At 70.9% G+C, this 23,645-nt stretch carries 24 protein-coding genes; all 24 read left to right on the top strand.

Annotation, left to right across the window (positions count from 1 at the left end; genetic code table 11):
- The first annotated feature begins 126 nt into the window (after window positions 1-126).
- The 24 genes from pyrR (at window position 127) to lgt (ending at window position 23,593) form a co-directional block, all read left to right on the top strand.
- Window positions 127-657, top strand: a complete 531-nt coding sequence (gene pyrR / locus ABC271_RS08410) for a bifunctional pyr operon transcriptional regulator/uracil phosphoribosyltransferase PyrR (RefSeq protein ID WP_412924438.1) — start codon at window positions 127-129, stop codon at window positions 655-657.
- Window positions 654-1,622: an aspartate carbamoyltransferase catalytic subunit gene (locus tag ABC271_RS08405; RefSeq protein WP_412924437.1), complete on the top strand. Its 969-nt coding sequence runs from the start codon at window positions 654-656 to the stop codon at window positions 1,620-1,622. The genes pyrR and ABC271_RS08405 overlap by 4 nt, the downstream gene beginning before the upstream one ends.
- Window positions 1,619-2,941: a dihydroorotase gene (locus tag ABC271_RS08400; RefSeq protein WP_412924436.1), complete on the top strand. Its 1,323-nt coding sequence runs from the start codon at window positions 1,619-1,621 to the stop codon at window positions 2,939-2,941. The genes ABC271_RS08405 and ABC271_RS08400 overlap by 4 nt, the downstream gene beginning before the upstream one ends.
- On the top strand, window positions 2,938-3,438 hold the full coding sequence (locus ABC271_RS08395; protein ID WP_412924435.1) for a PH-like domain-containing protein: 501 nt from the start codon (window positions 2,938-2,940) through the stop codon (window positions 3,436-3,438). Before ABC271_RS08400 ends, ABC271_RS08395 begins: the two co-directional genes overlap by 4 nt.
- Entirely contained in the window at window positions 3,435-4,607 is a 1,173-nt protein-coding gene (gene carA, locus ABC271_RS08390) for a glutamine-hydrolyzing carbamoyl-phosphate synthase small subunit (RefSeq protein WP_412924434.1), read from the top strand. The genes ABC271_RS08395 and carA overlap by 4 nt, the downstream gene beginning before the upstream one ends.
- Window positions 4,600-7,887: a carbamoyl-phosphate synthase large subunit gene (gene carB / locus ABC271_RS08385; protein WP_412924433.1), complete on the top strand. Its 3,288-nt coding sequence runs from the start codon at window positions 4,600-4,602 to the stop codon at window positions 7,885-7,887. Before carA ends, carB begins: the two co-directional genes overlap by 8 nt.
- On the top strand, window positions 7,884-8,744 hold the full coding sequence (gene pyrF, locus ABC271_RS08380) for an orotidine-5'-phosphate decarboxylase (protein ID WP_412924432.1): 861 nt from the start codon (window positions 7,884-7,886) through the stop codon (window positions 8,742-8,744). The genes carB and pyrF overlap by 4 nt, the downstream gene beginning before the upstream one ends.
- Window positions 8,737-9,651: a guanylate kinase gene (gene gmk / locus ABC271_RS08375; protein ID WP_412924431.1), complete on the top strand. Its 915-nt coding sequence runs from the start codon at window positions 8,737-8,739 to the stop codon at window positions 9,649-9,651. Before pyrF ends, gmk begins: the two co-directional genes overlap by 8 nt.
- Before the next feature lie 68 nt (window positions 9,652-9,719).
- Entirely contained in the window at window positions 9,720-9,974 is a 255-nt protein-coding gene (rpoZ, locus tag ABC271_RS08370) for a DNA-directed RNA polymerase subunit omega (protein ID WP_055837405.1), read from the top strand.
- Between the two features lie 93 nt (window positions 9,975-10,067).
- Window positions 10,068-11,261 (top strand): methionine adenosyltransferase, encoded by a 1,194-nt coding sequence (gene metK, locus ABC271_RS08365; protein ID WP_412924430.1) that lies wholly within the window; start codon window positions 10,068-10,070, stop codon window positions 11,259-11,261.
- A 15-nt stretch (window positions 11,262-11,276) separates the two neighbouring features.
- The gene (locus ABC271_RS08360; RefSeq protein WP_412924429.1) at window positions 11,277-13,259 is read left to right on the top strand and encodes a primosomal protein N' family DNA-binding protein; all 1,983 of its coding nucleotides are present in this window, start codon (window positions 11,277-11,279) and stop codon (window positions 13,257-13,259) included.
- Window positions 13,260-13,308: 49 nt separating this feature from the next.
- Complete coding sequence (fmt, locus tag ABC271_RS08355) at window positions 13,309-14,226, top strand: methionyl-tRNA formyltransferase (protein ID WP_412924428.1); 918 nt, start codon at window positions 13,309-13,311, stop codon at window positions 14,224-14,226.
- Complete coding sequence (locus ABC271_RS08350) at window positions 14,223-15,596, top strand: RsmB/NOP family class I SAM-dependent RNA methyltransferase (protein ID WP_412924427.1); 1,374 nt, start codon at window positions 14,223-14,225, stop codon at window positions 15,594-15,596. Before fmt ends, ABC271_RS08350 begins: the two co-directional genes overlap by 4 nt.
- 99 nt (window positions 15,597-15,695) lie before the next feature.
- Complete coding sequence (gene rpe, locus ABC271_RS08345; RefSeq protein WP_412924426.1) at window positions 15,696-16,355, top strand: ribulose-phosphate 3-epimerase; 660 nt, start codon at window positions 15,696-15,698, stop codon at window positions 16,353-16,355.
- A gap of 138 nt (window positions 16,356-16,493) precedes the next feature.
- A complete protein-coding gene (locus tag ABC271_RS08340; RefSeq protein ID WP_150956431.1) occupies window positions 16,494-16,757 on the top strand; it encodes a phosphoribosyl-ATP diphosphatase in 264 nt (87 codons plus the stop codon).
- 46 nt (window positions 16,758-16,803) lie between these two features.
- Entirely contained in the window at window positions 16,804-17,646 is an 843-nt protein-coding gene (gene hisG, locus ABC271_RS08335; protein WP_412924425.1) for an ATP phosphoribosyltransferase, read from the top strand.
- On the top strand, window positions 17,646-18,410 hold the full coding sequence (hisF, locus tag ABC271_RS08330; RefSeq protein ID WP_412924424.1) for an imidazole glycerol phosphate synthase subunit HisF: 765 nt from the start codon (window positions 17,646-17,648) through the stop codon (window positions 18,408-18,410). Before hisG ends, hisF begins: the two co-directional genes overlap by 1 nt.
- Window positions 18,407-18,754, top strand: coding sequence for a phosphoribosyl-AMP cyclohydrolase (hisI, locus tag ABC271_RS08325; protein ID WP_412924423.1), 348 nt, complete (start codon window positions 18,407-18,409; stop codon window positions 18,752-18,754). The genes hisF and hisI overlap by 4 nt, the downstream gene beginning before the upstream one ends.
- Window positions 18,754-19,341 carry a Trp biosynthesis-associated membrane protein gene (locus ABC271_RS08320; protein ID WP_412924422.1) on the top strand — a complete coding sequence of 196 codons (588 nt, stop codon included), beginning with the start codon at window positions 18,754-18,756 and terminating at the stop codon, window positions 19,339-19,341. Before hisI ends, ABC271_RS08320 begins: the two co-directional genes overlap by 1 nt.
- Before the next feature lie 108 nt (window positions 19,342-19,449).
- Window positions 19,450-19,680: a DUF6704 family protein gene (locus ABC271_RS08315; RefSeq protein ID WP_412924421.1), complete on the top strand. Its 231-nt coding sequence runs from the start codon at window positions 19,450-19,452 to the stop codon at window positions 19,678-19,680.
- Between the two features lie 2 nt (window positions 19,681-19,682).
- Complete coding sequence (gene trpC, locus ABC271_RS08310) at window positions 19,683-20,459, top strand: indole-3-glycerol phosphate synthase TrpC (RefSeq protein WP_412924420.1); 777 nt, start codon at window positions 19,683-19,685, stop codon at window positions 20,457-20,459.
- A gap of 5 nt (window positions 20,460-20,464) precedes the next feature.
- A complete protein-coding gene (trpB, locus tag ABC271_RS08305; RefSeq protein WP_412926122.1) occupies window positions 20,465-21,790 on the top strand; it encodes a tryptophan synthase subunit beta in 1,326 nt (441 codons plus the stop codon).
- Window positions 21,787-22,578, top strand: a complete 792-nt coding sequence (gene trpA, locus ABC271_RS08300) for a tryptophan synthase subunit alpha (RefSeq protein WP_412924419.1) — start codon at window positions 21,787-21,789, stop codon at window positions 22,576-22,578. Before trpB ends, trpA begins: the two co-directional genes overlap by 4 nt.
- 10 nt (window positions 22,579-22,588) lie before the next feature.
- Entirely contained in the window at window positions 22,589-23,593 is a 1,005-nt protein-coding gene (lgt, locus tag ABC271_RS08295) for a prolipoprotein diacylglyceryl transferase (protein WP_412924418.1), read from the top strand.
- Window positions 23,594-23,645: the final 52 nt, after the last annotated feature.

The raw sequence follows: 23,645 nt of genomic DNA, 5'->3' as shown, positions 1-23,645 counted from the left end.
CTCGGCGGTGGCTCACCTCCTGCACAGCCCGGCGCACCCGGCATCCGTTCTCCACACCCGCTACACTCGAACCGGAACCACAGCAACCTTTAACCCCGTCCCGTGAGGCGGAGAAGGGAGCAGCGGATGAGTACGCGCACCGTCATGCACGATGCCGATATCGCCCGCGCTTTGACGCGAATCTCCCACGAGATCCTGGAGTCCAACAAAGGACCGGAAGGACTCGTCCTCCTCGGGATCCCGACGCGCGGTGTCACCCTCGCCGATCGCATCGCCCCGCTGATCAGCGAGTTCGGGGGAGCGGCCGTGCCGGTCGGCGCCCTCGACGTGACGATGTACCGCGACGATCTGCACCGCAATCCCACGCGGGCACCGCAGGCGACGCGTATCCCCGCGGGCGGGATCGACGGCAAGGTCGTCGTGCTCGTGGACGACGTGCTGTTCTCGGGCCGCAGCATCCGGGCCGCCCTCGATGCTCTGCAGGACATCGGGCGCCCCGCCGCCGTGCGGCTGGCGACCCTCATCGACCGCGGCCACCGCGAGCTGCCCATCCGCCCCGACTTCGTGGGCAAGAACCTCCCGTCGGCCCGGGACGAGCGCGTGAACGTGCGTCTTGCCGAGGTCGACGGCATCGAGGAGGTGACGATCGAGTCATGAGGCACCTCCTCGACACCCAGCACCTCACGCGCCCCAAGGCGCTCGAGATCCTCGACGTCGCCGAAGACATGGCCGACACCCAGCGCCGCGAGGTCAAGAAGCTCCCGACGCTCCGCGGCAAGACGGTGGTGAACCTCTTCTTCGAGGACTCCACCCGCACCCGCATCTCGTTCGAGGCGGCCGCGAAGCGCCTGAGCGCGGACGTCATCAACTTCTCGGCGAAGGGCTCGAGCGTCAGCAAGGGCGAATCGCTGCAGGACACCGCCCAGACCCTGCAGGCGATGGGGGCGGATGCCGTCGTCATCCGCCACGGAGCCTCCGGCGCCCCGCGGACCCTCGCCACCAGCGGTTGGATCACCGCCGGGGTCGTCAACGCCGGTGACGGCACCCACGAGCACCCCACGCAGGCGCTCCTCGACGCGTTCACGATCCGCAAGCGCCTGTTCGGCGACGACAGCCGCGGCCGCGGGCTCGACGGCATCCGGGTCACGATCGTCGGTGACGTGCTGCACTCCCGCGTGGCCCGGTCGAACGTGTGGCTCCTGCACACCCTCGGCGCCCACGTCACCCTCGTCGCGCCGCCGACGCTCGTCCCGCAGGACGTGAGCGGGTGGCCGGTCGAGGTCGACTACGACCTCGACCACGCGATCGCCGAGGGTCCCGACGCCCTGATGATGCTTCGCATCCAGCTCGAGCGGATGAGTGCCGCGTATTTCCCTACTGAACGGGAGTATTCCCGACGGTACGGACTCGACGCGCGGCGCCTGGACGCGCTGCCGGACGGTAGCATCGTTCTACACCCCGGCCCGATGAATCGCGGTCTGGAGATCTCCGCCGAAGCCGCCGACTCGCCGCGCTCGACGGTTCTCGAGCAAGTCGCGAACGGCGTCTCCGTGCGCATGGCCGTGCTGTACCTGCTGCTGGCGGGCGCGCGGACCGACTCCGAGAAAGAGGACCTTCGATGAGCCACGCCCCCTCCCACACCCTGCTGGTGCGCGGTGCGCGGATCGAGGGACGGGATGCCACCGACCTCCTCGTGCGCGACGGCATCATCGCCGAGACCGGTACGGGGCTCTCGCACGCCGGAGCCACGGTCGTGGATGCCGACGGGCTCATCGCCCTGCCCGGACTCGTCGACCTGCACGTGCACCTGCGCGAGCCCGGCTACGAAGCGTCCGAGACGGTGGAGACGGGATCGCGCGCGGCGGCGGCGGGTGGCTTCACCACCGTCTTCGCCATGCCGAACACCTCGCCCGTCGCCGACACCGCGGGCGTCGTCGAGCAGGAGCTCGCCCTCGGCGAGGCCGCCGGCTACGTCCACGTGCAGCCCATCGGTGCCGTGACGGTCGGGCAGAAGGGCGAGCGTCTCGCCGAGCTCGGCGCCATGGCCGACTCCCGCGCCCGCGTGCGGGTGTTCAGCGACGACGGCTTCTGCGTCTTCGACCCGCTCATCATGCGGCGAGCGCTCGAGTACGTGAAGGCGTTCGACGGCGTGATCGCGCAGCACGCGCAGGATCCGCGTCTCACCGAGGGCGCGCAGATGAACGAGGGCGCCGTTTCGGCGGAACTGGGGCTCACCGGGTGGCCCGCCGTCGCGGAGGAGTCGATCATCGCGCGTGACGTGCTACTCGCCGAGCACGTCGGTTCGCGTCTGCACGTGTGCCACCTGTCCACGGCCGGGTCGGTCGACATCATCCGGTGGGCCAAGAAGCGCGGCGTGAACGTGACCGCCGAGGTGACGCCGCACCACCTGCTGCTGACCGACGAGCTGGTGCGCGACTACGACGCGCGGTTCAAGGTCAACCCGCCGCTGCGTCGCGAAGAGGACGTCCTCGCCGTGCGCGAGGGCCTGGCCGACGGCACGATCGACATCGTGGCCACCGACCACGCCCCGCATCCCGCCGAGGCGAAGTCGTGCGAGTGGGCCGCTGCCGCGAACGGCATGGTGGGCCTGGAGAGCGCGCTGCGCGTCGTCCACCAGGCCATGGTCGAGACCGGGCTGCTGGAGTGGACCGACGTCGCCCGTGTGATGTCCCGTACCCCGGCGCGCATCGGTCGTCTCGACGGCCACGGCACGCCGGTGGCCGCGGGCGGATCCGCGAGCTTCACGCTGTACGACCCGCGCCCGGCGCGAACGTTCGGTATCGACGACCTCCGCGGTCGCAGCAAGAACTCGCCGTACCTGGGTCGCGAGCTGCCCGGAGAGGTCCGCTGGACCGTGAACGCCGGCATCCCCACCGTCGTCGACGGCGCCGTGCTGGACGCCCCGGGGGTGCTCGCGTGACGCGCGAGGGCGCCCTGCTGGTCATGGCCGGTGTCGCCGTCGCGGTGCTGTTCGTGCTGGCCGTGGCCTGGCTTCGACGAACGCGGCGCGATGCGCGCTACTCCGCCCCGGTGGGAGAGCTCCCCGACGGCGCCGTGGAGACGGGCGTGTTCCCCGGCCTGTACGTCGCGACCACGCGTCACGGCGAGCCCCTCGAACGCCTCGCGATCCGTGGCCTCGGGTTCCGCTCCCGCGTGGACGTCACGGTCACTTCGGCCGGGATCGCCCTCGACCTGCCGGGCCAGCCCCGCATCGCGCTCACCCGTGACCGCCTCGTCGACGCGGCTCAGGCGACGGTCGCGATCGACCGCGTGGTCGAGCGCGACGGCTTGACGCGCGTCAGCTGGCGCATCGACGACGACACCGTCGTCGACACCTACCTCCGACCCCAGGATGCCTCGGCCCGATCCCTCGCCGACGCCATCCGTCCGCTCATCTCGACAGGAAGCGACGAATGACCGCCCTGATCTCCCCTCCGCGCATCTCGCGCGAACCCGCCGTCCTGGTGCTGGAAGACGGCACCCGTTACCCCGGCCGCGCCTACGGTGCGCGCGGCGAGACCTTCGGCGAGGTCGTGTTCGCCACCGGCATGACCGGGTACCAGGAGACCCTCACCGACCCCTCGTACGCGGGCCAGATCGTGCTGCAGACCGCCCCGCACATCGGCAACACCGGTGTCAACGACGAAGACCCCGAGTCCCGTCGCATCTGGGTCGCCGGATACGTGGTGCGCGACCCCTCCCGCGTCGTCTCGAACTGGCGCGCCAACCGCTCGCTCGATGACGCCCTCGTCGAGGACGGGATCGTCGGCATCTCCGGCATCGACACGCGCGCGCTCACGCGTCGCATCCGCTCCTCGGGCAGCATGCGCGGCGGCGTCTTCTCGGGCGACGCGGTGAGCCTCGATGAGGACGAGCAGCTGCGTCGCGTCCTCGCCGCCCCCGGGATGGCCGGGCGCAACCTGTCGGCCGAGGTGTCGGTCACCGAGGTCGAGGTCACCCGTGCGACCGCCGAGCGCATCGGCAACCTCGCCGTGCTCGACCTCGGTGTCAAGCAGTCCACGATCGACAACCTCGCCGGCCGCGGGTTCGACGTGCACGTCTTCCCGCAGTCCGCGACGATCGAGGAGATCCGCGCGATCGAGCCGGTCGCGGCGTTCTACTCCAACGGCCCGGGCGACCCGGCCGCGAGCGACCAGCACGTCGAGCTGCTCCGCGCGGTGCTCGACGACGGGCTGCCGTTCTTCGGCATCTGCTTCGGCAACCAGCTGCTGGGCCGTGCCCTCGGCTTCGGCACCTACAAGCTGCCGTTCGGTCACCGTGGAATCAACCAGCCGGTGCTCGACAAGACCACGGGCCGCGTCGAGATCACGTCGCAGAACCACGGTTTCGCCGTCGAGGCGCCGCTGGACGCCGTCATCGACAGCCCGCACGGCTACGGCCGGGTCGAGGTGAGCCACATCGGTCTCAACGACAACGTGGTCGAGGGCCTGCGCGCCCTCGACATCCCGGCATTCAGCGTGCAGTACCACCCCGAGGCCGCCGCCGGCCCGCACGATGCCAACTATCTGTTCGACCGCTTCCGCGACATGGTGCTCGCGACCCAGGAGACGAAGAAGAATGCCTAAGCGCGACGACATCCACTCCGTCCTCGTCATCGGCTCCGGCCCGATCGTCATCGGTCAGGCCTGCGAGTTCGACTACTCCGGAACCCAGGCCTGCCGCGTCCTGCGCGAAGAAGGCGTGCGCGTGATCCTGGTCAACTCCAACCCGGCGACGATCATGACCGATCCCGACTTCGCCGACGCGACCTACATCGAGCCCATCACCCCCGAGGTGATCGAGACGATCATCGCGAAGGAGAAGCCGGATGCCATCCTCCCCACCCTCGGTGGGCAGACGGCTCTGAACGCGGCGATCCAGCTGCACAAGCGCGGCATCCTCGAGAAGTATGACGTCGAGCTCATCGGTGCCGACTTCGAGGCGATCAACAAGGGCGAGGACCGCCAGATCTTCAAGGAGCTGGTCATCGAGGCGGGCGCCGACGTCGCGGCATCCGTCATCTGCCACTCCATGGAGGAGCTCCTCGCCGGTGCCGAGCAGCTCGGCTACCCGTTGGTCGTGCGTCCCTCCTTCACGATGGGCGGGCTCGGCTCCGGCTTCGCGTACGACGAGGCCGACCTGCGGCGCATCGGCGGGGCGGGTCTGCACGACTCGCCCACGCACGAGGTGCTGCTCGAGGAGTCGATCCTCGGGTGGAAGGAGTACGAGCTCGAGCTCATGCGCGACACGGCCGACAACACGGTCGTCGTCTGCTCGATCGAGAACGTCGATCCCGTGGGCGTGCACACCGGCGACTCGATCACGGTCGCGCCGGCCCTGACGCTCACCGACCGCGAGTACCAGAGGCTGCGCGACATCGGCATCGACATCATCCGCGCCGTGGGCGTCGACACCGGCGGCTGCAACATCCAGTTCGCCGTCGACCCGAAGTCCGGGCGCATCATCGTCATCGAGATGAACCCGCGCGTCTCTCGTTCGTCGGCCCTGGCGTCGAAGGCGACGGGCTTCCCGATCGCCAAGATCGCCGCGAAGCTCGCGATCGGCTACCGCCTCGACGAGATCCCGAACGACATCACCAAGGTCACTCCGGCGAGCTTCGAGCCGACGCTCGACTACGTCGTGGTGAAGGTGCCCCGCTTCAACTTCGAGAAGTTCCCCGCCGCCGACACGACGCTCACGACCACCATGAAGTCCGTCGGCGAGGCCATGGCGATCGGCCGCAACTACAGCACGGCCCTGCAGAAGGCGCTGCGCTCGCTCGAGAAGCGCGGGTCGAGCTTCCACTGGGGCGAGGAGTCCCGGTCGGTCGACGAGCTCCTCGAGATCTCGAAGACCCCCACCGACGGCCGCATCGTCGTTCTGCAGCAGGCGCTGCGCTTCGGCGCCACGCCCGAGCAGGCCTTCGACGCCACCGCCATCGACCCGTGGTTCATCGACCAGATCGTCCTCATCAACGAGGTCGCCGAGATGATCCGCGAGGCCGGCGAGCTGGATGCCGAGACCCTGCGCCTCGCCAAGGAGCACGGCTTCAGCGACGCCCAGATCGCGCAGATCCGGGGCCTCGACGAGGCCGAGGTGCGCGGCATCCGGTACGCCCTGGATGTGCGTCCGGTGTACAAGACCGTGGACACGTGCGCGGGGGAGTTCCCGGCGCTCACGCCGTACCACTACTCCAGCTACGACTGGGAGACCGAGGTCACGCCGTCCGACCGCACGAAGGTCGTCATCATCGGCTCGGGCCCGAACCGCATCGGTCAGGGCGTCGAGTTCGACTACTCCTGCGTGCACGCCTCGTTCGCGCTGTCGGAGGCCGGCTACGAGACCGTCATGGTCAACTGCAACCCCGAGACCGTGTCGACCGACTACGACACTTCCGACCGGCTGTACTTCGAGCCGCTGACCCTGGAGGACGTGCTCGAGGTCCTCCACGCGGAAAGTCGGTCCGGCACGATCCTCGGCGTCGTCTGCCAGCTCGGCGGCCAGACGCCCCTGGGCCTCGCGAAGGGCATCGAAGCCGCCGGCTACACGATCCTCGGCACGAGCCCCGAGGCCATCGACCTCGCCGAGGAGCGCGAGCTGTTCTCGCGTCTGCTCGACGAGGCCGGTCTCGTCGCGCCGCGCAGCGGCACCGCGATCGACGTCGAGGGCGCCGTGACGGTCGCCGAGGAGATCGGGTACCCGGTCCTCGTGCGCCCGAGCTTCGTGCTCGGCGGTCGGGGCATGGAGATCGTGTACTCCACCGAGGCCCTGCGGGACTACTTCGTGCGCGTGGCCGACCAGGCCATCATCGGCCCCGGGCTGCCGCTGCTGGTCGACCGCTTCCTCGACGACGCGATCGAACTCGACGTCGACGCGCTGTACGACGGCACCGACCTGTACATCGGCGGCGTCATGGAGCACCTCGAGGAGGCCGGCATCCACTCCGGCGACTCGTCGTGCACGCTGCCGCCCGTGAGCCTCGGACGCACCGAGGTCGACCGGGTCCGCGAGGCGACCCTCGCGATCGCGAAGGGCGTCGGCGTCCGGGGTCTGCTCAACGTGCAGTTCGCGATCTCGGCCGGCGTGCTCTACGTCATCGAGGCGAACCCGCGCGCGAGCCGCACCGTGCCGTTCGTGTCGAAGGCGCTCGGCATCCCGCTCGCGAAGGCCGCCAGCCGCATCATGGCCGGCTCCACCGTCGCCGAGCTCATCGCCGAGGGGCTGCTGCCCGAGAGCGACGGATCGCGCGTGCCGCTGGATGCTCCCGTGGCCGTGAAGGAGGCCGTGCTGCCGTTCAAGCGGTTCCGCACCGCCGACGGACGCACCGTCGACTCCGTGCTCGGTCCGGAGATGCGCTCGACCGGTGAGGTCATGGGCATCGACCGCGACTTCCCGACCGCGTTCGCGAAGTCGCAGGAGGCCGCGTACGGCGGCATGCCCACCTCGGGCACGGTGTTCATCTCGGTCGCCGACGCCGACAAGCGCGCGGTGATCCTGCCGGCCCACCGGCTGCAGGAGCTCGGCTTCGAGCTCATGGCCACCGAGGGCACGGCGGAGATCCTCGCCCGCAACGGCATCCGCGTCCAGGTCGTCGAGAAGTACTCCGAGACGCAGGGCTCCGGCCAGCGGAACGTGGTCGACCTCATCAACGCCGGCGAGATCGACATGATCGTCAACACGCCGAGCGGGGGCACGGCGCGTGCCGACGGGTACGAGATCCGCGCCGCGGCCGTCGCCGCCGACAAGGCGCTGTTCACCACGATGGCCGTGCTCGGCGCGGCGGTGAGCGCGCTCGGCGCGATGAAGAACGGGTTCGACGTCCGCAGCCTCCAGGAATACGCGGTCGACCGCGCGGGCCGCCTGTGAGCGAGACGTTCGGTCAGCGGCTGGCCGCTGCCCTCGAGACCCACGGCGCCCTGTGCGTCGGCATCGACCCCCACGCCGCGCTGCTGTCGGCGTGGGGGCTGGATGCCACCGCCGACGGCGCACGCGAGTTCGGTCTGCGCGTGGTCGACGCCGCCGCGGGTCGCGTCGGCGTGGTCAAGCCGCAGGTGGCGTTCTACGAGCGCTACGGATCGAAAGGCTTCGCCGCCCTCGAGGACGTCATGGCCGCCGCCCGCGCGGCGGGCCTCCTCGTCATCGCCGACGCCAAGCGGGGAGACATCGGCACCACCATGGAGGGCTACGCCTCGGCCTGGCTCGAGCCCGGTTCACCCCTGGAGGCGGATGCCGTGACCCTGACGCCGTACCTCGGCGCGGACTCGCTGCGCGAAACGCTCGCGGTCGCCCTGCGGGCGCGCAAGGGCGCGTTCGTCCTCGCCGCCACGAGCAACCCCGAAGCCCGCGCCGTGCAGAGTGCCATCGTCGACGACGCTCTGGCCGTCGGCGACCACGAGCACGTCGCCGCGCGCGTGGCGCACGACGTCAACGAGGCGAACCTCGGGCTTCCCGGGGCGCTCGGGTCGATCGGCGTCGTCGTCGGGGCGACGGTGGATCGCGCAGCGTTCGGCCTCGGTGACATCACGCTCGCCGGGATGCCGATCCTCGCTCCCGGCTTCGGGGCGCAGGGGGCCGACCCCGCCGACCTCGGCCGCCTGTTCGGCTACGTCGCCAAGGCGGTGGTGGCCAACGAGAGCCGCAGCGTCCTGGCCGTCGGTCCGGCGCGGCTCGCCGACCGGATCACGGCACGCGCCGACCTGTACCGGGAGGCGCTCAATGACTGATCCCCGCCGTCCCCCCGAGGTAGATCGGGCTGCAGCCTCCCGCCGGGCGGTCGCCGCCCGCCGGGAGCGCGCCGCCCTCAAGCGCGACGTCTCCACGCGCGTCATCACCCCGCAGGAACTCCTCCGTCGCGGCCTCGCCGACCCCCTGTCCGCGGCCGGGGCGATGCGCGTGACCGAGTTCCTCACCGCCATCCCCGCGATCGGGGAGAGCAAGCGCGACCGCATTCTCGTCTCGCTGGGCATCTCCCCGGTGAAGCGCCTCGGGGGCCTCGGATCGCGGCAGCGCGACGCCCTGCGCGCGTACCTCGACGCACGGTGGCCGGAGCCCGGGCCGCGCGAGGGACGCAGCCGCCTCGTGGTGTTGGCCGGCCCGACAGCCGTCGGCAAGGGCACGGTCGCCGCGTACATCAAGGAGCACTTCCCCGAGATCCACCTCTCGGTCTCGGCGACCACTCGCGCTCCGCGCCCGGGGGAGGTCGACGGCGAGCACTACTTCTTCGTCGACGACGCCGAATTCGACCGGTTGGTCGACGAGGGGGAGCTGCTGGAGTGGGCGACGGTGCACAACACCCACCGCTACGGCACGCCGCGCGAGCCGATCGAACGCGTCCTCGCCGACGGCGGCACCGCGCTGCTGGAGATCGATCTGCAGGGCGCGCGACAGGTGCGCGCGGCCGATCCGTCGGCGACGCTCGTGTTCCTTCTGCCGCCGAGCTGGGACGAACTCGTCCAGCGTTTGGTCGGCCGCGGGACCGAGGATGCCGAGGAACGCGCCCGCCGCCTGCGCACCGCGCGCACCGAGCTGGCGGCCCAGAACGAGTTCGACTACCGGGTCGTCAACGACGAGGTCTCGCGCGCCGCGGCCGAGGTCGTGGCCCTCGCCGCACGACGCCCCGGCGTCGGATAGAATACGAGGATGCTTCGGCGCCGACGGGCGCCGCATCCACCCCATCCCGCCGAACCAGGAGGTTCCCCATGGCCGGACGTGACAAGGGCATCATCGACCCGCCCATCGACGCGCTGCTCGACAAGGTCGACTCGAAGTACCAGCTCGTGATCTACGCGTCCAAGCGCGCGCGCCAGATCAACGACTACTACTCCGACCTGCACGAGGGCAACCTCTTCGACAACGTGGGGCCGCTCGTCGACTCCACCGTCGAGGACAAGCCGCTCACCATCGCACTGCACGAGATCCACGAGGACAAGCTGCGCCTTCGCGCCGCCGAGTGATCCGTTCACAGATGTGACGATGCCCCGGGCGGCTGTCCGCCGTCCGGGGCATACTTGTGCTCGTCCCCAGCCCGAAACCCACCGGGAGTCGTCTTGACCGACCTGCGCCTGTTCACGTCCGAGTCCGTCACGGAAGGACACCCCGACAAGATCTGCGACCAGATCTCCGACAGCATCCTGGATGCGATCCTCAGCGAGGATCCGACGGGGCGCGTCGCCGTCGAGACCCTCGTGACCACGGGGCTCGTGCACGTCGCGGGTGAGGTGTCGACGAGTGCCTACGTCGAGATCCCGGCGATCGTCCGCGATGTCGTCAACCGGATCGGATACACCTCCAGCGACACCGGCTTCGACGGCGAGTCGTGCGGCGTGAGCGTCTCGATCGGCGCGCAGTCGTCCGACATCGCCGCTGGCGTCAACAAGGCGTTCGAGCAGCGCGAGCGCGGCTCGATCGATCCGCGCGACCTGCAGGGTGCCGGTGACCAGGGCATCATGTTCGGCTTCGCCACGAACGAGACGCCGCAGCTCATGCCGATGGCGGTGTGGACGGCGCATCGCATCGCCGAGCGACTGACATCCGTCCGGAAAGACGGCACGCTGCCGTTCCTCCGCCCCGACGGCAAGACGCAGGTCACCCTCGGCTACGACGGTCACACGCCGCGGACGGTCGACTCCGTCGTGCTGTCGACGCAGCACCACCCCGACATCTCGCAGGAAGAGCTGCGCGCGCTCGTGCAGGCGGAGGTCATCGACCCTGTGCTCCGCGACACCGGACTCGAACTCCCCGACGTCCAGTACTACATCAACCCCGCCGGGCCCTTCGTGATCGGCGGCCCCAAGGGCGACGCGGGCCTGACCGGCCGCAAGATCATCATCGACACGTACGGCGGCGCCTCGCGTCACGGCGGCGGAGCCTTCAGCGGCAAAGACCCGTCCAAGGTCGACCGCTCGGCCGCGTACGCGATGCGTTGGGTCGCGAAGAACGCCGTCGCCGCCGGTCTCGCCGACCGCCTCGAGGTGCAGGTGGCGTACGCCATCGGCAAGGCGAACCCCGTCGGCCTGTACGTCGAGTCGTTCGGCACCGCGCACGTGGCCGACGAGACGATCGTCACCGCCATCCGCGAGGTGTTCGACCTCCGCCCCAAGGCAATCATCGACCAGCTCGACCTGCTCCGGCCGATCTACGCGCAGACGGCGGCGTATGGGCACTTCGGCCGCGAGCTGCCCGATTTCACGTGGGAGCGCACCGACCGCGTCGACGAGCTGCGCGCCGCCGCCGGTCTCTGACATGGGGGCGCGCGCGTGAGCGCCCGCCGGGTCGCTCGGGTGCAGCTGGACTCCCCGGTTCCCCAGCTCGACCGCCTGTTCGACTACGCCGTCCCGCACCCGCTGGTGGCGGACGTCGCACCCGGCGTGCGGGTGAAGGTCCCGCTGCGGTCGGCGGGGCGGATGACGGATGCCTTCGTCGTCGAGGTCGTGGCCGACGACGGCACCGAGCGTCCGTTGTCGTCGGTGGAGAGCGTCGTGTCGACGATGCCTGTCCTTCCTGAGCGCCTGTACCGGCTGGCGCGCAAGGTCGCCGACCGCGCCGCCGGGTCGGTGAGCGACGTGCTGCGTCTCGCGGTGCCCAAGCGCATGGTGCGAGCCGAGAAGGCCTGGCTCGCCGCCCCTCCGCCCGAGACACCCTCGGTCTCGGCCGACGCGCTCGCGCGCGCCGACACGCTGCTCGCACCCTACGTGGGCCTCATCGACGCCATCGACGGCGGCGAGCGCCTCGCCGTCGACGCGCCTCCGCACCCCACGGGCGATCTGCCCCGCGGGGCGTGGGCGGATCTGCTCGCCGCCGCGGCGGCGCACACGCTCGCACGGGGGAGGAGCGCCGTGCTCGTGGTCCCCGACTACCGCGACCAGGCGCAACTCATGGCGGCGCTGAACGACCTGGTACCGCCTGAGGCGATCGTGCGCGATGACGCCGATCAGTCCGGCCCGGTCCGCTACGGGCAGTACCTCCGTACGCTCGCCCCGGTTCCGGTGATCGTCGTGGGCCGACGTTCAGCGGTGTACGCGCCCGCCCACGACACGGGCCTCGTGGCGCTGTGGGACGACGGTGACACGCTGCTCGCCGAGCCGCTGGCCCCGGGAGTGCACGCACGCGACGCGGCGCTGGTGCGACAGGAACTGGAGGGTTCGGCGCTCGTCTTCGCGGGCCACACTCGCTCCACCGACGTCCAGCGTCTGGTCGAGGTGGGCTACGTCCGCGAGTCGGCGCCGGCGCGGCGCCAGAGTCCCCGCGTCGTGCTCAGCGCGACGCGCGAGGGGGAGTCGCGGACCGCGCGCGTGCCGTCGTCGGCGTTCGCGGCGGCGCGCGAGGCGTTGGCGCACGGCCCCGTTCTCGTGCAGGTCGCGCGTCCCGGATATGCGCCGTCGCTCGTGTGTGCGGACTGCCGCCGGCCGGCCCGGTGCGCGCACTGCGCGGGGCCCCTGCGCGCCGCGCGGCCGGGCGCCGTTCCGGTGTGCGCGTGGTGCGGACGCAGCGCCCACGCCTGGACCTGCGGGCACTGCGGTTCGGTGAAGCTGCGCATGGCGTCCTCGGGCAGCGAACGGACGGCCGATGAGCTGGGCCGCGCCTTCCCGAACACGCGCGTGATCATCGCCGACGGCGCGCACCCGGTCGCCGAAGTGGATGCCACTCCCGCCCTGGTCATCGCGACGCGCGGGGCCGAGCCTCTCGCGCGCGGCGGGTATCGCGCGGTGATCCTCCTGGACGGCGACCGCATGCTGCAGAACGAGGCGCTGCGCGTGGGCGAGCACTGCCTGCGCTGGTGGTCGAACGCCGCCGCCCTCGCGGCCCCCGGCGCTCCCGTGCATCTCGTGGGCGTCGCGGGCCCGGTGGCGCGAGCGCTCGCGACGTGGACGCAGCCCGCGTACGCGCGCGCCGAGTTGGTCGACCGCGCACCGCTGCGGATGCCGCCGGCCGTCCGCGTCGCGAGCGTCGAGGGACACGCCCGGAGCGTCGACACCCTCCTGACGGAACTCCGCGAGGCCGTTCCCGACCTCGATGCGCTCGCCGTCCTCGGTCCCGTCGACACCTCCACGGTCCCCGACGCCGCCACGTCCCGCGCACTCGTGCGGTTCGACTACGCCCACGGGCGGGCCGTCGCGGACGCCCTTCGCGCGAGCGTCATCGCCGATGCCCTCCGCGCCCGCAAGTCGACCAAGGACAAGGGCCCGAGACCCCGGAATACACTCAGAGTGCGACTCGACCTCCCCGAGCCCGACCTCTGAGCGCCGCCGCCCGGTCCCACCCACCCGCATCCGAAGCGTGAGGAGAACCATGCGCCTCGTCTTCGCCGGCACCCCCGCCGTCGCCGTCCCCTCCCTCCGTGCCCTGGCGGACGGTCCGCACGAGATCGCCGCCGTCGTCACGCGGTCCGACGCGCCACTCGGCCGTAAGCGCGTGCTGACGCCGTCGCCCGTGGCCCAGGCGGCCGAAGAGCTCGCGTTGCCCGTCATCAAGGCCGACCGGCTGGATGCCGATGCCACCGCCCGCATCACCGCGCTCGAGCCGGATCTGGGTGTCATCGTCGCGTACGGCGGTCTCGTCCGCGAGCCGCTGCTGTCGGCCCCGGCACACGGCTGGATCAATCTGCACTTCTCGCTCCTGCCGCGCTGGCGCGGAGCCGCTCCGGTGCAGCGCGCCCTCATCGCCGGTGACCGTGAGACGGGTGCGAGCGTGTTCCAGCTCGTCGCCGAACTGGATGCCGGCGACGTCTTCGCCGAGGAACGCTACGAGGTGCCGTGGAACGCGACCGCGGGCGATCTCCTCGAGGCCCTGTCCGAGGTGGGGGCGCCGCTCCTCGCTCGCGTCGTAGACGGCATCGCCGACGGCTCGGCGGTCGCGGTCCCGCAGAGCGGCGCACCGACCCTGGCGCCCAAGCTGTCCCTCGAGGACGGGGCCCTCGACTTCCGGCAGGATGCCGAGACCCTCCGCGCACGGATCGCCGGGGTCACCCCCGAGCCCGGCGCCCACACGACCCTGGACGGCGCGCGGGTGAAGGTGCTGCGGGTTGCGGCGAGCGCGGCGGATCCGATCCCGCCGGGTCGGGTCGTGGCATCCGGCAAGGACATTCTCGTCGGCACGGCGACCTCCCCGCTGCGGCTCGACACCGTGCAGCCCGCGGGCAAAGGGGCGATGTCCGCGGGCGATTGGTTCCGCGGCCTCCGGAGCGAGAACCCGGTGCTGGGCTCGTGAGCGTCCAGGGCGCCCGCGCGGTCGCGTATGACGTTCTGCGGGCGGTGACCACCGACGAGGCCTACGCGAACCTTGCGCTGCCGCATGCGATCGAGCGGGCGAAGCTGGATGCCAAGGACGCCGGTCTCGCGACCGAACTGACGTACGGCACGCTGCGGCGACGCGGGACGTACGACGCGATCATCGCGGCCGCAGCCGATCGCACGGTGGATCGTATCGATCCGCCGGTGCTCGACGCCCTCCGCCTCGGCGTGCACCAGCTCCTGTCGACGCGCGTGGCCTCGCACGCCGCGGTGAACGAGTCCGTCGAGCTCGCGCGCCGCCACGGCGGCGGACGCGGGGCGGCGGGGTTCGCGAACGCGGTGCTTCGGCGCGTGTCGCGCGAGACCCCCGGGCACTGGATGGAGCGCATCACGGCCACGGCCCGCAGCGACGACGAGCGTCTGGGCCTCACGAGCGCGCACCCCGTGTGGATCGTCCGCGCCTTCCGCCGCGCCCTCGCGGCCGAGGGACGCAGTGACGAGCTCGACGCTCTCCTCACCGCCGACAACGACGCCCCGCGCGTCGCGATGGTCGCCCTCCCCGGACTGGCGGAGATCCCCGACGACGCTCGCCCCGCCCGCTTCGCCCCCACGGCCTTCACGACACGGGGCGGTGATCCGGAAGCGCTCATCCGCGCCTCGGGAGGGCGCATCCGGGTCCAAGACGAGGGGTCGCAGCTCGCCGCCCTCGCGCTCAGTCGCGTGCGACCCGTCGAACCGGGGGAGCGGTGGCTCGACCTGTGCGCGGGTCCCGGCGGCAAGACCGCGTTGCTCGCGGCGGAAGCACTCGCGGGCGGGGCTCAGCTCGACGCCAACGAGATCTCGCCGCATCGTGCCGCGCTCGTGCGCCGGGCCGTGGCATCCGTCCCGCTCGCCGTCGAGGTGACCGAGGAGGACGGGCGTGACCGCGCCGCCCGCGCGGCGGGGGAGTACGACCGCATCCTCGTCGACGCGCCGTGCACGGGCATCGGGGCCCTGCGCCGTCGCCCCGAGGCGCGGTGGCGAAAGACCCCTGCGGATGTGCCCGACCTGACGGCGCTGCAGCTCGAGCTCGTGCGCGCGGGGCTCGGGGCGCTGAAGCCCGGTGGTGTGCTGGCGTACGTGACGTGCTCGCCGCACCTGGCCGAGACCTCCGGGGTGCTCGCCGAGGTGCGCCGCGAGTTCGGCGACGCCGTCGAAGAGGTCGACGCTCGAGCGGTCGTTCGCGACATCGCCGGCTCCGACATCGACTTGCCGCCGCAGGCCGACGGTTCCCTCCGCGCCCAGCTCTGGCCGCATCGCCACGGCACCGACGCGATGTCGATCGCCCTCCTGCGTCGAGTTACCTGACGCGTGAGGGGTCACATTCTGTCGCCTGAGCGGCCCCGAAGCGACAGATTCTGACCCCTCACGCGAGGGGGCGACGGGTGCGGCGCCGATAATGGAGCCGTGCCCCGCATCAATCCGAGCATCCTCGCCGCCGACTTCGTGAACATGCAGGCGGAGCTCGCCCGCATCTCGGGGGCCGATTTCGTGCACGTCGACGTGATGGACAACCACTTCGTGCCGAACCTCACCTTCGGTCCGCAGATGGTCGGCCGCATCCAGGAGACGAGCCCCGTGCCGTTGGACGTGCACCTGATGATCGACGACCCCGACCGCTGGGCTCCGGAGTACGCGGAGCTGGGCGCGGCATCCGTCACCTTCCACCTCGAGGCCGCGGCGTCGCCCGTCGCGCTCGCGCGCACTCTCCGCTCGATCGGCGCGCGCGCCGGCGTGGCCGTGAAGCCGGCGACGCCCGTGGAGAACCTGTTCGAGGTGCTCAACGAGTTCGACCAAATCCTCGTCATGACGGTGGAGCCCGGCTTCGGTGGCCAGTCGTTCATGCCGGAGACCATGCCGAAGCTCCGCACCCTCGCCGACGAGGCCCGCCGTCGCGGGTCGAACGTCTGGCTGCAGGTCGACGGCGGCATCGGCGAGTCCACGATCGCCCAGGCCGCCGAGGCCGGGGCAGACACGTTCGTCGCCGGCTCCGCGGTCTTCGGTGCCGACGACCCCGACCGCGCCATCCAATCTCTGCGCACTTCCGCCGCCCGCCACCGCCACTGAGCCCCCCTCCTCCCGCGATAAACGCCGATCCTCCTGAGACACGCGGGGTCGCGCCGTTCCTCGCAACAGATGCCGTTTATCGACGATGCTGCGCTTCCCGCGACGGCCCCACCCCCGCCGAGCCGATACCCTGGAAGCGTGAAGACCTTCGACGACCTGTTCGCCGAGCTCAGTGCCAAGGCCGTCGAGCGCCCCGCCGGCTCCGGTACGGTGGCCCAGCTCGATGCCGGAGTGCACGCCATCGGCAAGAAGATCGTCGAGGAAGCCGCCGAAGTGTGGATGGCCGCCGAGTACGAGTCCGACGAGGCCGCTGCGGAAGAGATCTCGCAGCTGCTCTACCACCTCCAGACGCTCATGCTCGCGAAGGGCCTGTCGCTCGAAGACGTCTATCGACATCTCTGAGCCCGCGCCGCGCCCTTTTCCTTCACCTCACACGAAAGCCCCTGTCATGCTGCGAATCGCCGTGCCGAACAAGGGGTCGCTCGCCGAGACCGCCGCCGAGATGCTCTCGGAGGCCGGGTACACCGGACGTCGCGACTCGAAAGACCTGTACACCGTCGACCCCGTGAACGAGGTCGAGTTCTTCTACCTCCGTCCGCGTGACATCGCGACCTACGTCGGCTCGGGCGCCCTCGACGTCGGCATCACCGGCCGCGACCTGCTGCTGGACGCCCGCATGCCCGGCGCCCGCGAGGTCGAGTCGCTCGGCTTCGCCGGGTCGACGTTCCGCTTCGCGGGTCGCCCCGGCCGCTTCACCGACGTCGAAGACCTGCAGGGCCTGCGCGTCGCGACCGCCTACCCGGGTCTCGTCGATGCGTTCCTCGACGAGCGCGGCGTGGCCGTCGACATCGTGCCGCTGGACGGCGCGGTCGAGTCCGCGGTGCAGCTGGGCGTGGCGGATGCCGTGGCCGACGTCGTCTCGACCGGGACGACGCTGCGGCAGGCGGGGCTCGAGATCTTCGGCCCCGTGCTGCTCGAGAGCGACGCCGTGCTCATCGCCGGTCCGAACGAGGTCGCGGGCACCGACACGCTGCTGCGGCGCCTCCGCGGCGTCCTCGCCGCGCGGAAGTACGTGCTGATCGACTACGACCTCCCCACCGCGCTCATCGAGCAGGCGATCGCCGTGGCGCCCGGCCTCGAATCACCCACGATCTCGCCGCTGCGCGACCCGGAGTGGGTCGCCGTGCGTGTGATGAGCCCCCGCCGCGACGTGAACCGCGTCATGGACGAGCTGTACGCGATCGGCGCGCGGGCGATCCTGGTGACCGAGATCCTGGCCGCGAGGCTCTGATGACGCTCGCCCGCCGCGTCATCCCGTGCCTCGACGTCGCCGCCGGTCGCGTCGTCAAGGGCGTGAACTTCCTCGACCTGCGCGACATGGGCGACCCCGTCGAACTCGCGAAGCTCTACTTCGACCAGGGCGCCGATGAGATCACGTTCCTCGACGTCACCGCGACCGTCGACGAGCGCGCCACGACGTACGACGTCGTGCGCCGCACCGCGGAGCAGGTGTTCATCCCGCTGACGGTGGGCGGGGGAGTGCGCTCCGCCGAGGACGTCGCCCGACTGCTCTCCGTCGGGGCCGACAAGATCGGTGTGAACTCCGCCGCGATCGCGCGCCCGGGCGTGATCGACGAGATCGCCGACCGCTTCGGCGCGCAGGTGATCGTGCTCTCGCTCGACGTCAAGCGCGCGGCATCCACCCCCTCCGGTTTCGTCGTGACGACCCACGGCGGCCGCACCGAGACGACGCTCGACGCCCTCGAGTGGGCCCGCGAGGCCGTCGAGCGCGGAGCCGGCGAACTGCTCGTCAACTCGATCGACGCCGACGGGACGAAGCAGGGCTTCGACCTCGAGCTCGTCCGGCTCATGCGCCAGGTCGCCGCGGTTCCGGTGATCGCCTCGGGCGGCGCCGGTGCGCTCGAGCACTTCGCCCCCGCCGTCGAGGCGGGCGCCGACGCCGTGCTCGCGGCATCCGTGTTCCACTCCGGCCAGCTCACGGTCGGCCAGGTCAAAGACGCGATGGCCGCCGAAGGAATCGAGGTGCGCCGATGAACGTCGAAGCATTCGAACGCGTGAAGTACGACGCCCAGGGACTCGCGACCGCGGTGGTCCAGCAGTTCGACTCCCGCGAAGTGCTCATGGTCGGGTGGATGGATGCCGAGGCCCTGCGCCGCACCCTCACCACCGGACGCGTGACCTTCTGGTCGCGCTCCCGCCAGGAGTACTGGCGCAAGGGCGACACGTCGGGCCACATCCAGATCGTCAAGGGCGCGCGCCTCGACTGCGACGGTGACACGCTCCTCATCGAGGTCGACCAGGTGGGCGCCGCATGCCACACCGGCGACCACACGTGCTTCGACTCCACCGATCTCGAACCCGTCGTCGGGCAGCCCTGATGCGTCGAGCCCGTTCTCTCGCCGTCGTCGGGATGCTCCTGGCCGGAGCCCTCGGCGTCATCTCGTCGACCCAGACGTGGATCGACGTGACCCTCGCCGACGGAGCGCAGCAGACCTTGGCGGTTCCCGGTTCGGATGCCGTGCCGGTGCTCACCCCGCTGAGCCTCGCCGCCCTCGCGCTCGGGGCTGCGCTGTCGATCGTCGGCCGCGTCCTGCGGTACGTGCTCGGCGTGATCGCCCTCGCGATCGCGGGCGTCGTCGGCGTCGCGACGGCGCAGGTGCTTTTCACGCTGCCCGTGTCGGCGACGGCGGCAACGGTCAGCGACGCGACCGGAATCTCGGGGGTGGATGCCATCTCCGACCTCGTGTCGTCGATGTCACTGACCCCCTGGCCCGCCATCACGCTGCTGGCTGAGGTGATCCTCGCCGCCGCGGCGCTGTTCACTCTCGTCACGGCTCGACGGTGGCAGGGGAGTGCGGGGCGCAAGTACCGGACGTCCGGCGACGCGTCGACGGACGCCTCCCGGCCGCACGACGCGATCGATTCGTGGGACGACCTCTCCCGCGGCGCCGACCCCACCACCTGAGCCGCGGCTTCGGTCGACGTCGAGACGACGGCGCGGGCCGAACCCGTCCGTTTCGATAGACTCGATCGACGCTGTTCCCCGCGCCCGCGCGCGACTCGAAGGAGAACCATGAGCAACCCCATCGGCGACCCGGGCCACGGACACTCGCCCGCTGCCTGGACGGCCGTGATCATCATGCTGGTGGCCATCACGCTGGGCACGCTGTTCTTCTGGTTCGATCTCCCGGTTCTCGTGTGGGCCTCGGTCGGTCTGCTCATCGTGGGCGCGATCGTCGGGTGGGCCATGTCGAAGGCCGGTTACGGCGCCACTGGCGACAAGTACCAGTCGAAGGCGCACTGACCGTGCTGGCCGATCTCACGGCCGGAGCGGTGGAAGACGCCGAGCAGCGCGCACAGGCGCGTCCGCTCGCGACGGTGGAGCGCGACGCTCTCGCGCAGACGCCCGCGCGCGACGCGCTCGCGATGCTCGCCCCCGCCGAACGCGTGAAGATTATCGCCGAGGTCAAGCGTGCGAGCCCCTCGCGCGGCGACCTCGCGACGATTCCCGACCCCGCCCGTCAGGCTCGGCTGTACGAAGAAGGTGGCGCCTCCGCGATCTCGGTGCTGACCGAGGGCCGTAAGTTCAAGGGCACCCTGGCCGACCTCGAGGCGGTCCGCGCCGCGGTGTCGGTGCCGGTTCTGCGCAAAGACTTCCTCGCGACGCCCTACCAGGTGCTGGAGGCCCGAGCGTCGGGCGCCGATCTGGTGCTGCTGATCGTGGCGGCGCTCGACCAGAAGACGCTGACCGAGCTCTACGGACTCGCGACCGACCTGGGCATGGCAGCGCTCGTCGAGACGCACTCCGAGGAGGAGCTCGAACGTGCCGCCGACCTGGGTGCGAAGCTCATCGGCGTCAACGCGCGCAACCTCTCCACCTTCGAACTCGACCGCGACCTGTTCGGCTCGCTCGCCGACCGCTTCCCCGCGGACGCGGTGAAGATCGCCGAATCCGCCGTGCTCGCCCCCGCCGACGTCGCCCACTATCGCGCGGCGGGCGCCGACGTCGTCCTCGTCGGTGAAGCACTCGTCACCGGCGACCCCGTGGCGACGCTCCGCGCATTCCTCCAGGAGACTGCATGACCACCGTGAGCCTGCGCGACCAGAAGGGGCCGTTCTTCGGCGACTTCGGCGGCCGCTACATGCCCGAATCCCTCATCGCCGCGATCGACGAGCTCACCGCGGAGTGGGAGTCGGCGATGGCCGACCCGGCGTTCCTCACCGAGCTGACAGCGCTGCTGCACGACTACGCCGGCCGACCGTCCGTGCTCACCGAGGTCCCGCGCTTCGCCGAGCACGCGGGCGGCGCGCGCGTCTTCCTCAAGCGTGAAGACCTCAACCACACGGGCTCGCACAAGATCAACAACGTCCTCGGTCAGGCGCTCCTCACCAAGCGCCTCGGCAAGACCCGTGTCATCGCCGAGACCGGCGCCGGACAACATGGCGTGGCCACCGCGACCGCCGCCGCGCTGTTCGGCCTGGACTGCGTGGTCTACATGGGCGAGGTCGACACCGAACGCCAGGCCCTCAACGTCGCCCGCATGCGCCTCCTCGGCGCCGAAGTCGTACCGGTCACGACCGGCTCGCGCACCCTGAAGGATGCCATCAACGAGGCGTACCGCGACTGGGTTTCCACCGTCGAGACGACGAACTACATCTTCGGCACCGCCGCGGGCCCCCATCCCTTCCCGGCGATGGTGCGCGACTTCCAGAAGGTCATCGGCGAAGAGACGCGCGCCGAGTTCCTCGAGCGCCTCGGACGCCTGCCCGACGCTGTGTTCGCGTGCGTCGGCGGCGGGTCGAACGCGATCGGCATGTTCGACGCGTTCCTCGACGACGAGGGCGTCGCCCTGTACGGCGTCGAGGCAGCCGGCGACGGCGTCGACACCCCGAAGCACGCGGCGTCGATCGAGCGCGGTCGTCCCGGCGTACTGCACGGCGCCCGAACGTTTGTGCTGCAGGACGAAGACGGCCAGACCACCGAGTCCCACTCGATCTCGGCGGGTCTCGACTACCCCGGCGTCGGCCCCGAACACGCGTGGCTCGCCGACATCGGCCGCGCGCAGTACATCCCGGCGACGGACGACGAAGCCATGCAGGCCCTGCGTCTCCTGTCGCGCACCGAGGGGATCATCCCCGCGATCGAGTCCGCCCACGCCCTGGCCGGCGCACTCCGCATCGGTAAGGAGCTGGGCCCGGATGCCATCATCGCGGTGAACCTCTCCGGCCGCGGTGACAAGGACATGGACACCGCCGCCCGCTACTTCGACCTCTACGACGCCGAGCACGCCGCCGACGCACCGAGCGGTTCGCCCCAGACGCACGCGGCCGAAAAGGTCGCCGACGCTTCCGGGTCACCGGTCGACGTGACACCGGCCCAGGACGCCGCGAGCGGTGCGGGGGTCGAGCTGTGACCTCGCGCGTCTCGGCGGCGATCGACGCTGCGCACGCGGCCGGGCGCGGTGCCCTGGTCGGATACCTCCCCGCGGGATTCCCCGACGTGGCGACGAGCATCGAGGCCGCGGTCGCTCTCGCCGAATCGGGCGTCGACGTCATCGAACTGGGTCCGCCCTACAGCGACCCCGTGATGGACGGCCTGGTCATTCAGGAGGCCACGCAGACGGCGTTGGCCAACGGCTTCCGCATGCGCGACCTGTTCACGATCATCCGTGAGGTCACGGCCCGCACCGACGTCCCGGTGCTCGTGATGACGTACTGGAACCTCGTCGAGCAGTACGGCGTCGACCGCTACGCCGATGACCTGATCGCCGCCGGCGGCGCGGGTCTCATCACGCCCGACATCACGCCCGACGCCGCGTCGGCGTGGATCGCGGTGAGCGAGCGCACGGGCGTAGACCGGGTCTTCCTCGCCGCCCCCACGTCCACCGACGAGCGTCTCGAGATGATCGTCGGAGCATCGACGGGCTTCGTCTACACGGTGTCGACGATGGGCATCACGGGGGAGCGGGCACAGCTGGATGCCGCGGCCCGCGGCCTCGTGGAGCGTCTCCGCTCCCACGGCGCGGCGCACGCGTGCGTGGGCATCGGCATCTCCAACGCCGAGCAGGTCGCCGGTGTCATCGAGTACGCCGACGGCGCGATCGTCGGCACGGCGCTCGTGAAGGCGTTGCGCGACGGCGGAGTCGATGCCCTCCGCTCCCTCGCGAAGGAGCTGTCTGCGGGCACCGCACGTCGCGCCTAGACTCGTCTGCATGACGTTCGCCCTCTCGAGCGCCGCCTCCGGCGTGCTCGCCAGCATCCCGAGCCCCTCGATCTCGTACATCGATCTCGGACCCCTGCGCATCCACTTCTATGCCCTGTGCATCGTCGCGGGCATCATCGTGGCCGTGTTCCTGACGAACGCGCGCCTGACCCGTCGCGGGGCCGAGAAGTGGGTCGTCATCGACATCTGCCTGCTGGCGGTACCCATCGCGATCGTCTTCGCGCGGATCTATCACGTCGTCACCCACCTGGGCTTCTATTTCGGCCCCGGGTCCAACCCTTGGAACCCGTTCCAGCCCGGCTCGGTCTGGGCTATCTGGGAAGGCGGCATCGCGATCTACGGCGCCCTGATCGGCGGTGCCATCGGCGCGTACCTCGGCTGCAGGTGGACCGGCATCCGCTTCTGGACCTTCGCCGACGCGCTGGCCCCGGGCCTCATCATCGCGCAGGCGATGGGGCGCTTCGGCAACTGGTTCAACCAGGAGCTGTTCGGCCAGCCGACCGACCTCCCGTGGGGTCTGGAGATCGCTCCGGGCAACTCCGCGATCCCCGTCGGACTGCCAGCCGGCACTCTTTTCCAGCCGACTTTCCTCTACGAAGTGATCTGGAACCTTCTCGGCGCCGCGGTGATCCTGTGGGTCGGCAAGCGCTTCGCCCTCCAGTGGGGCAAGCAGTTCGCCGTGTACCTCGTCTGGTACAGCGCGGGCCGTATCGTCTGGGAATCCATCCGGATCGACCCCAGCGACATCATCCTGGGCCTGCGCACCAACGTCTGGGCTGCGATCTTCGGTGTCGTGCTCGGCATCGTGATCTTCATCGTGCAGACGCGTCGCCACCACGGCCTCGAGCCCTCTCCGTACCAGCCGGGGCGCGAATCGAAGGCTCCCGGGGCTGTAGACTCGACCGACCCCACTGACTTCGTCGACGTGAGCGAGCCGCCCGCGACGAACGACACCGTCGGCACCAGCGCCACAAGCAGCCCCGCCACGAAGTAACTTTCTGGGCCGACGTCGTCCCATCCGCAGCATCAACATGAGGACGGTTGGT

It is taken from the genome of Microbacterium canaveralium (assembly GCF_047238045.1).
Taxonomy (GTDB): Bacteria; Actinomycetota; Actinomycetes; order Actinomycetales; family Microbacteriaceae; genus Microbacterium.
The sequence above is the reverse complement of the archived record's forward strand: the minus strand, read 5'-3'. Positions and strand labels throughout refer to the sequence as shown.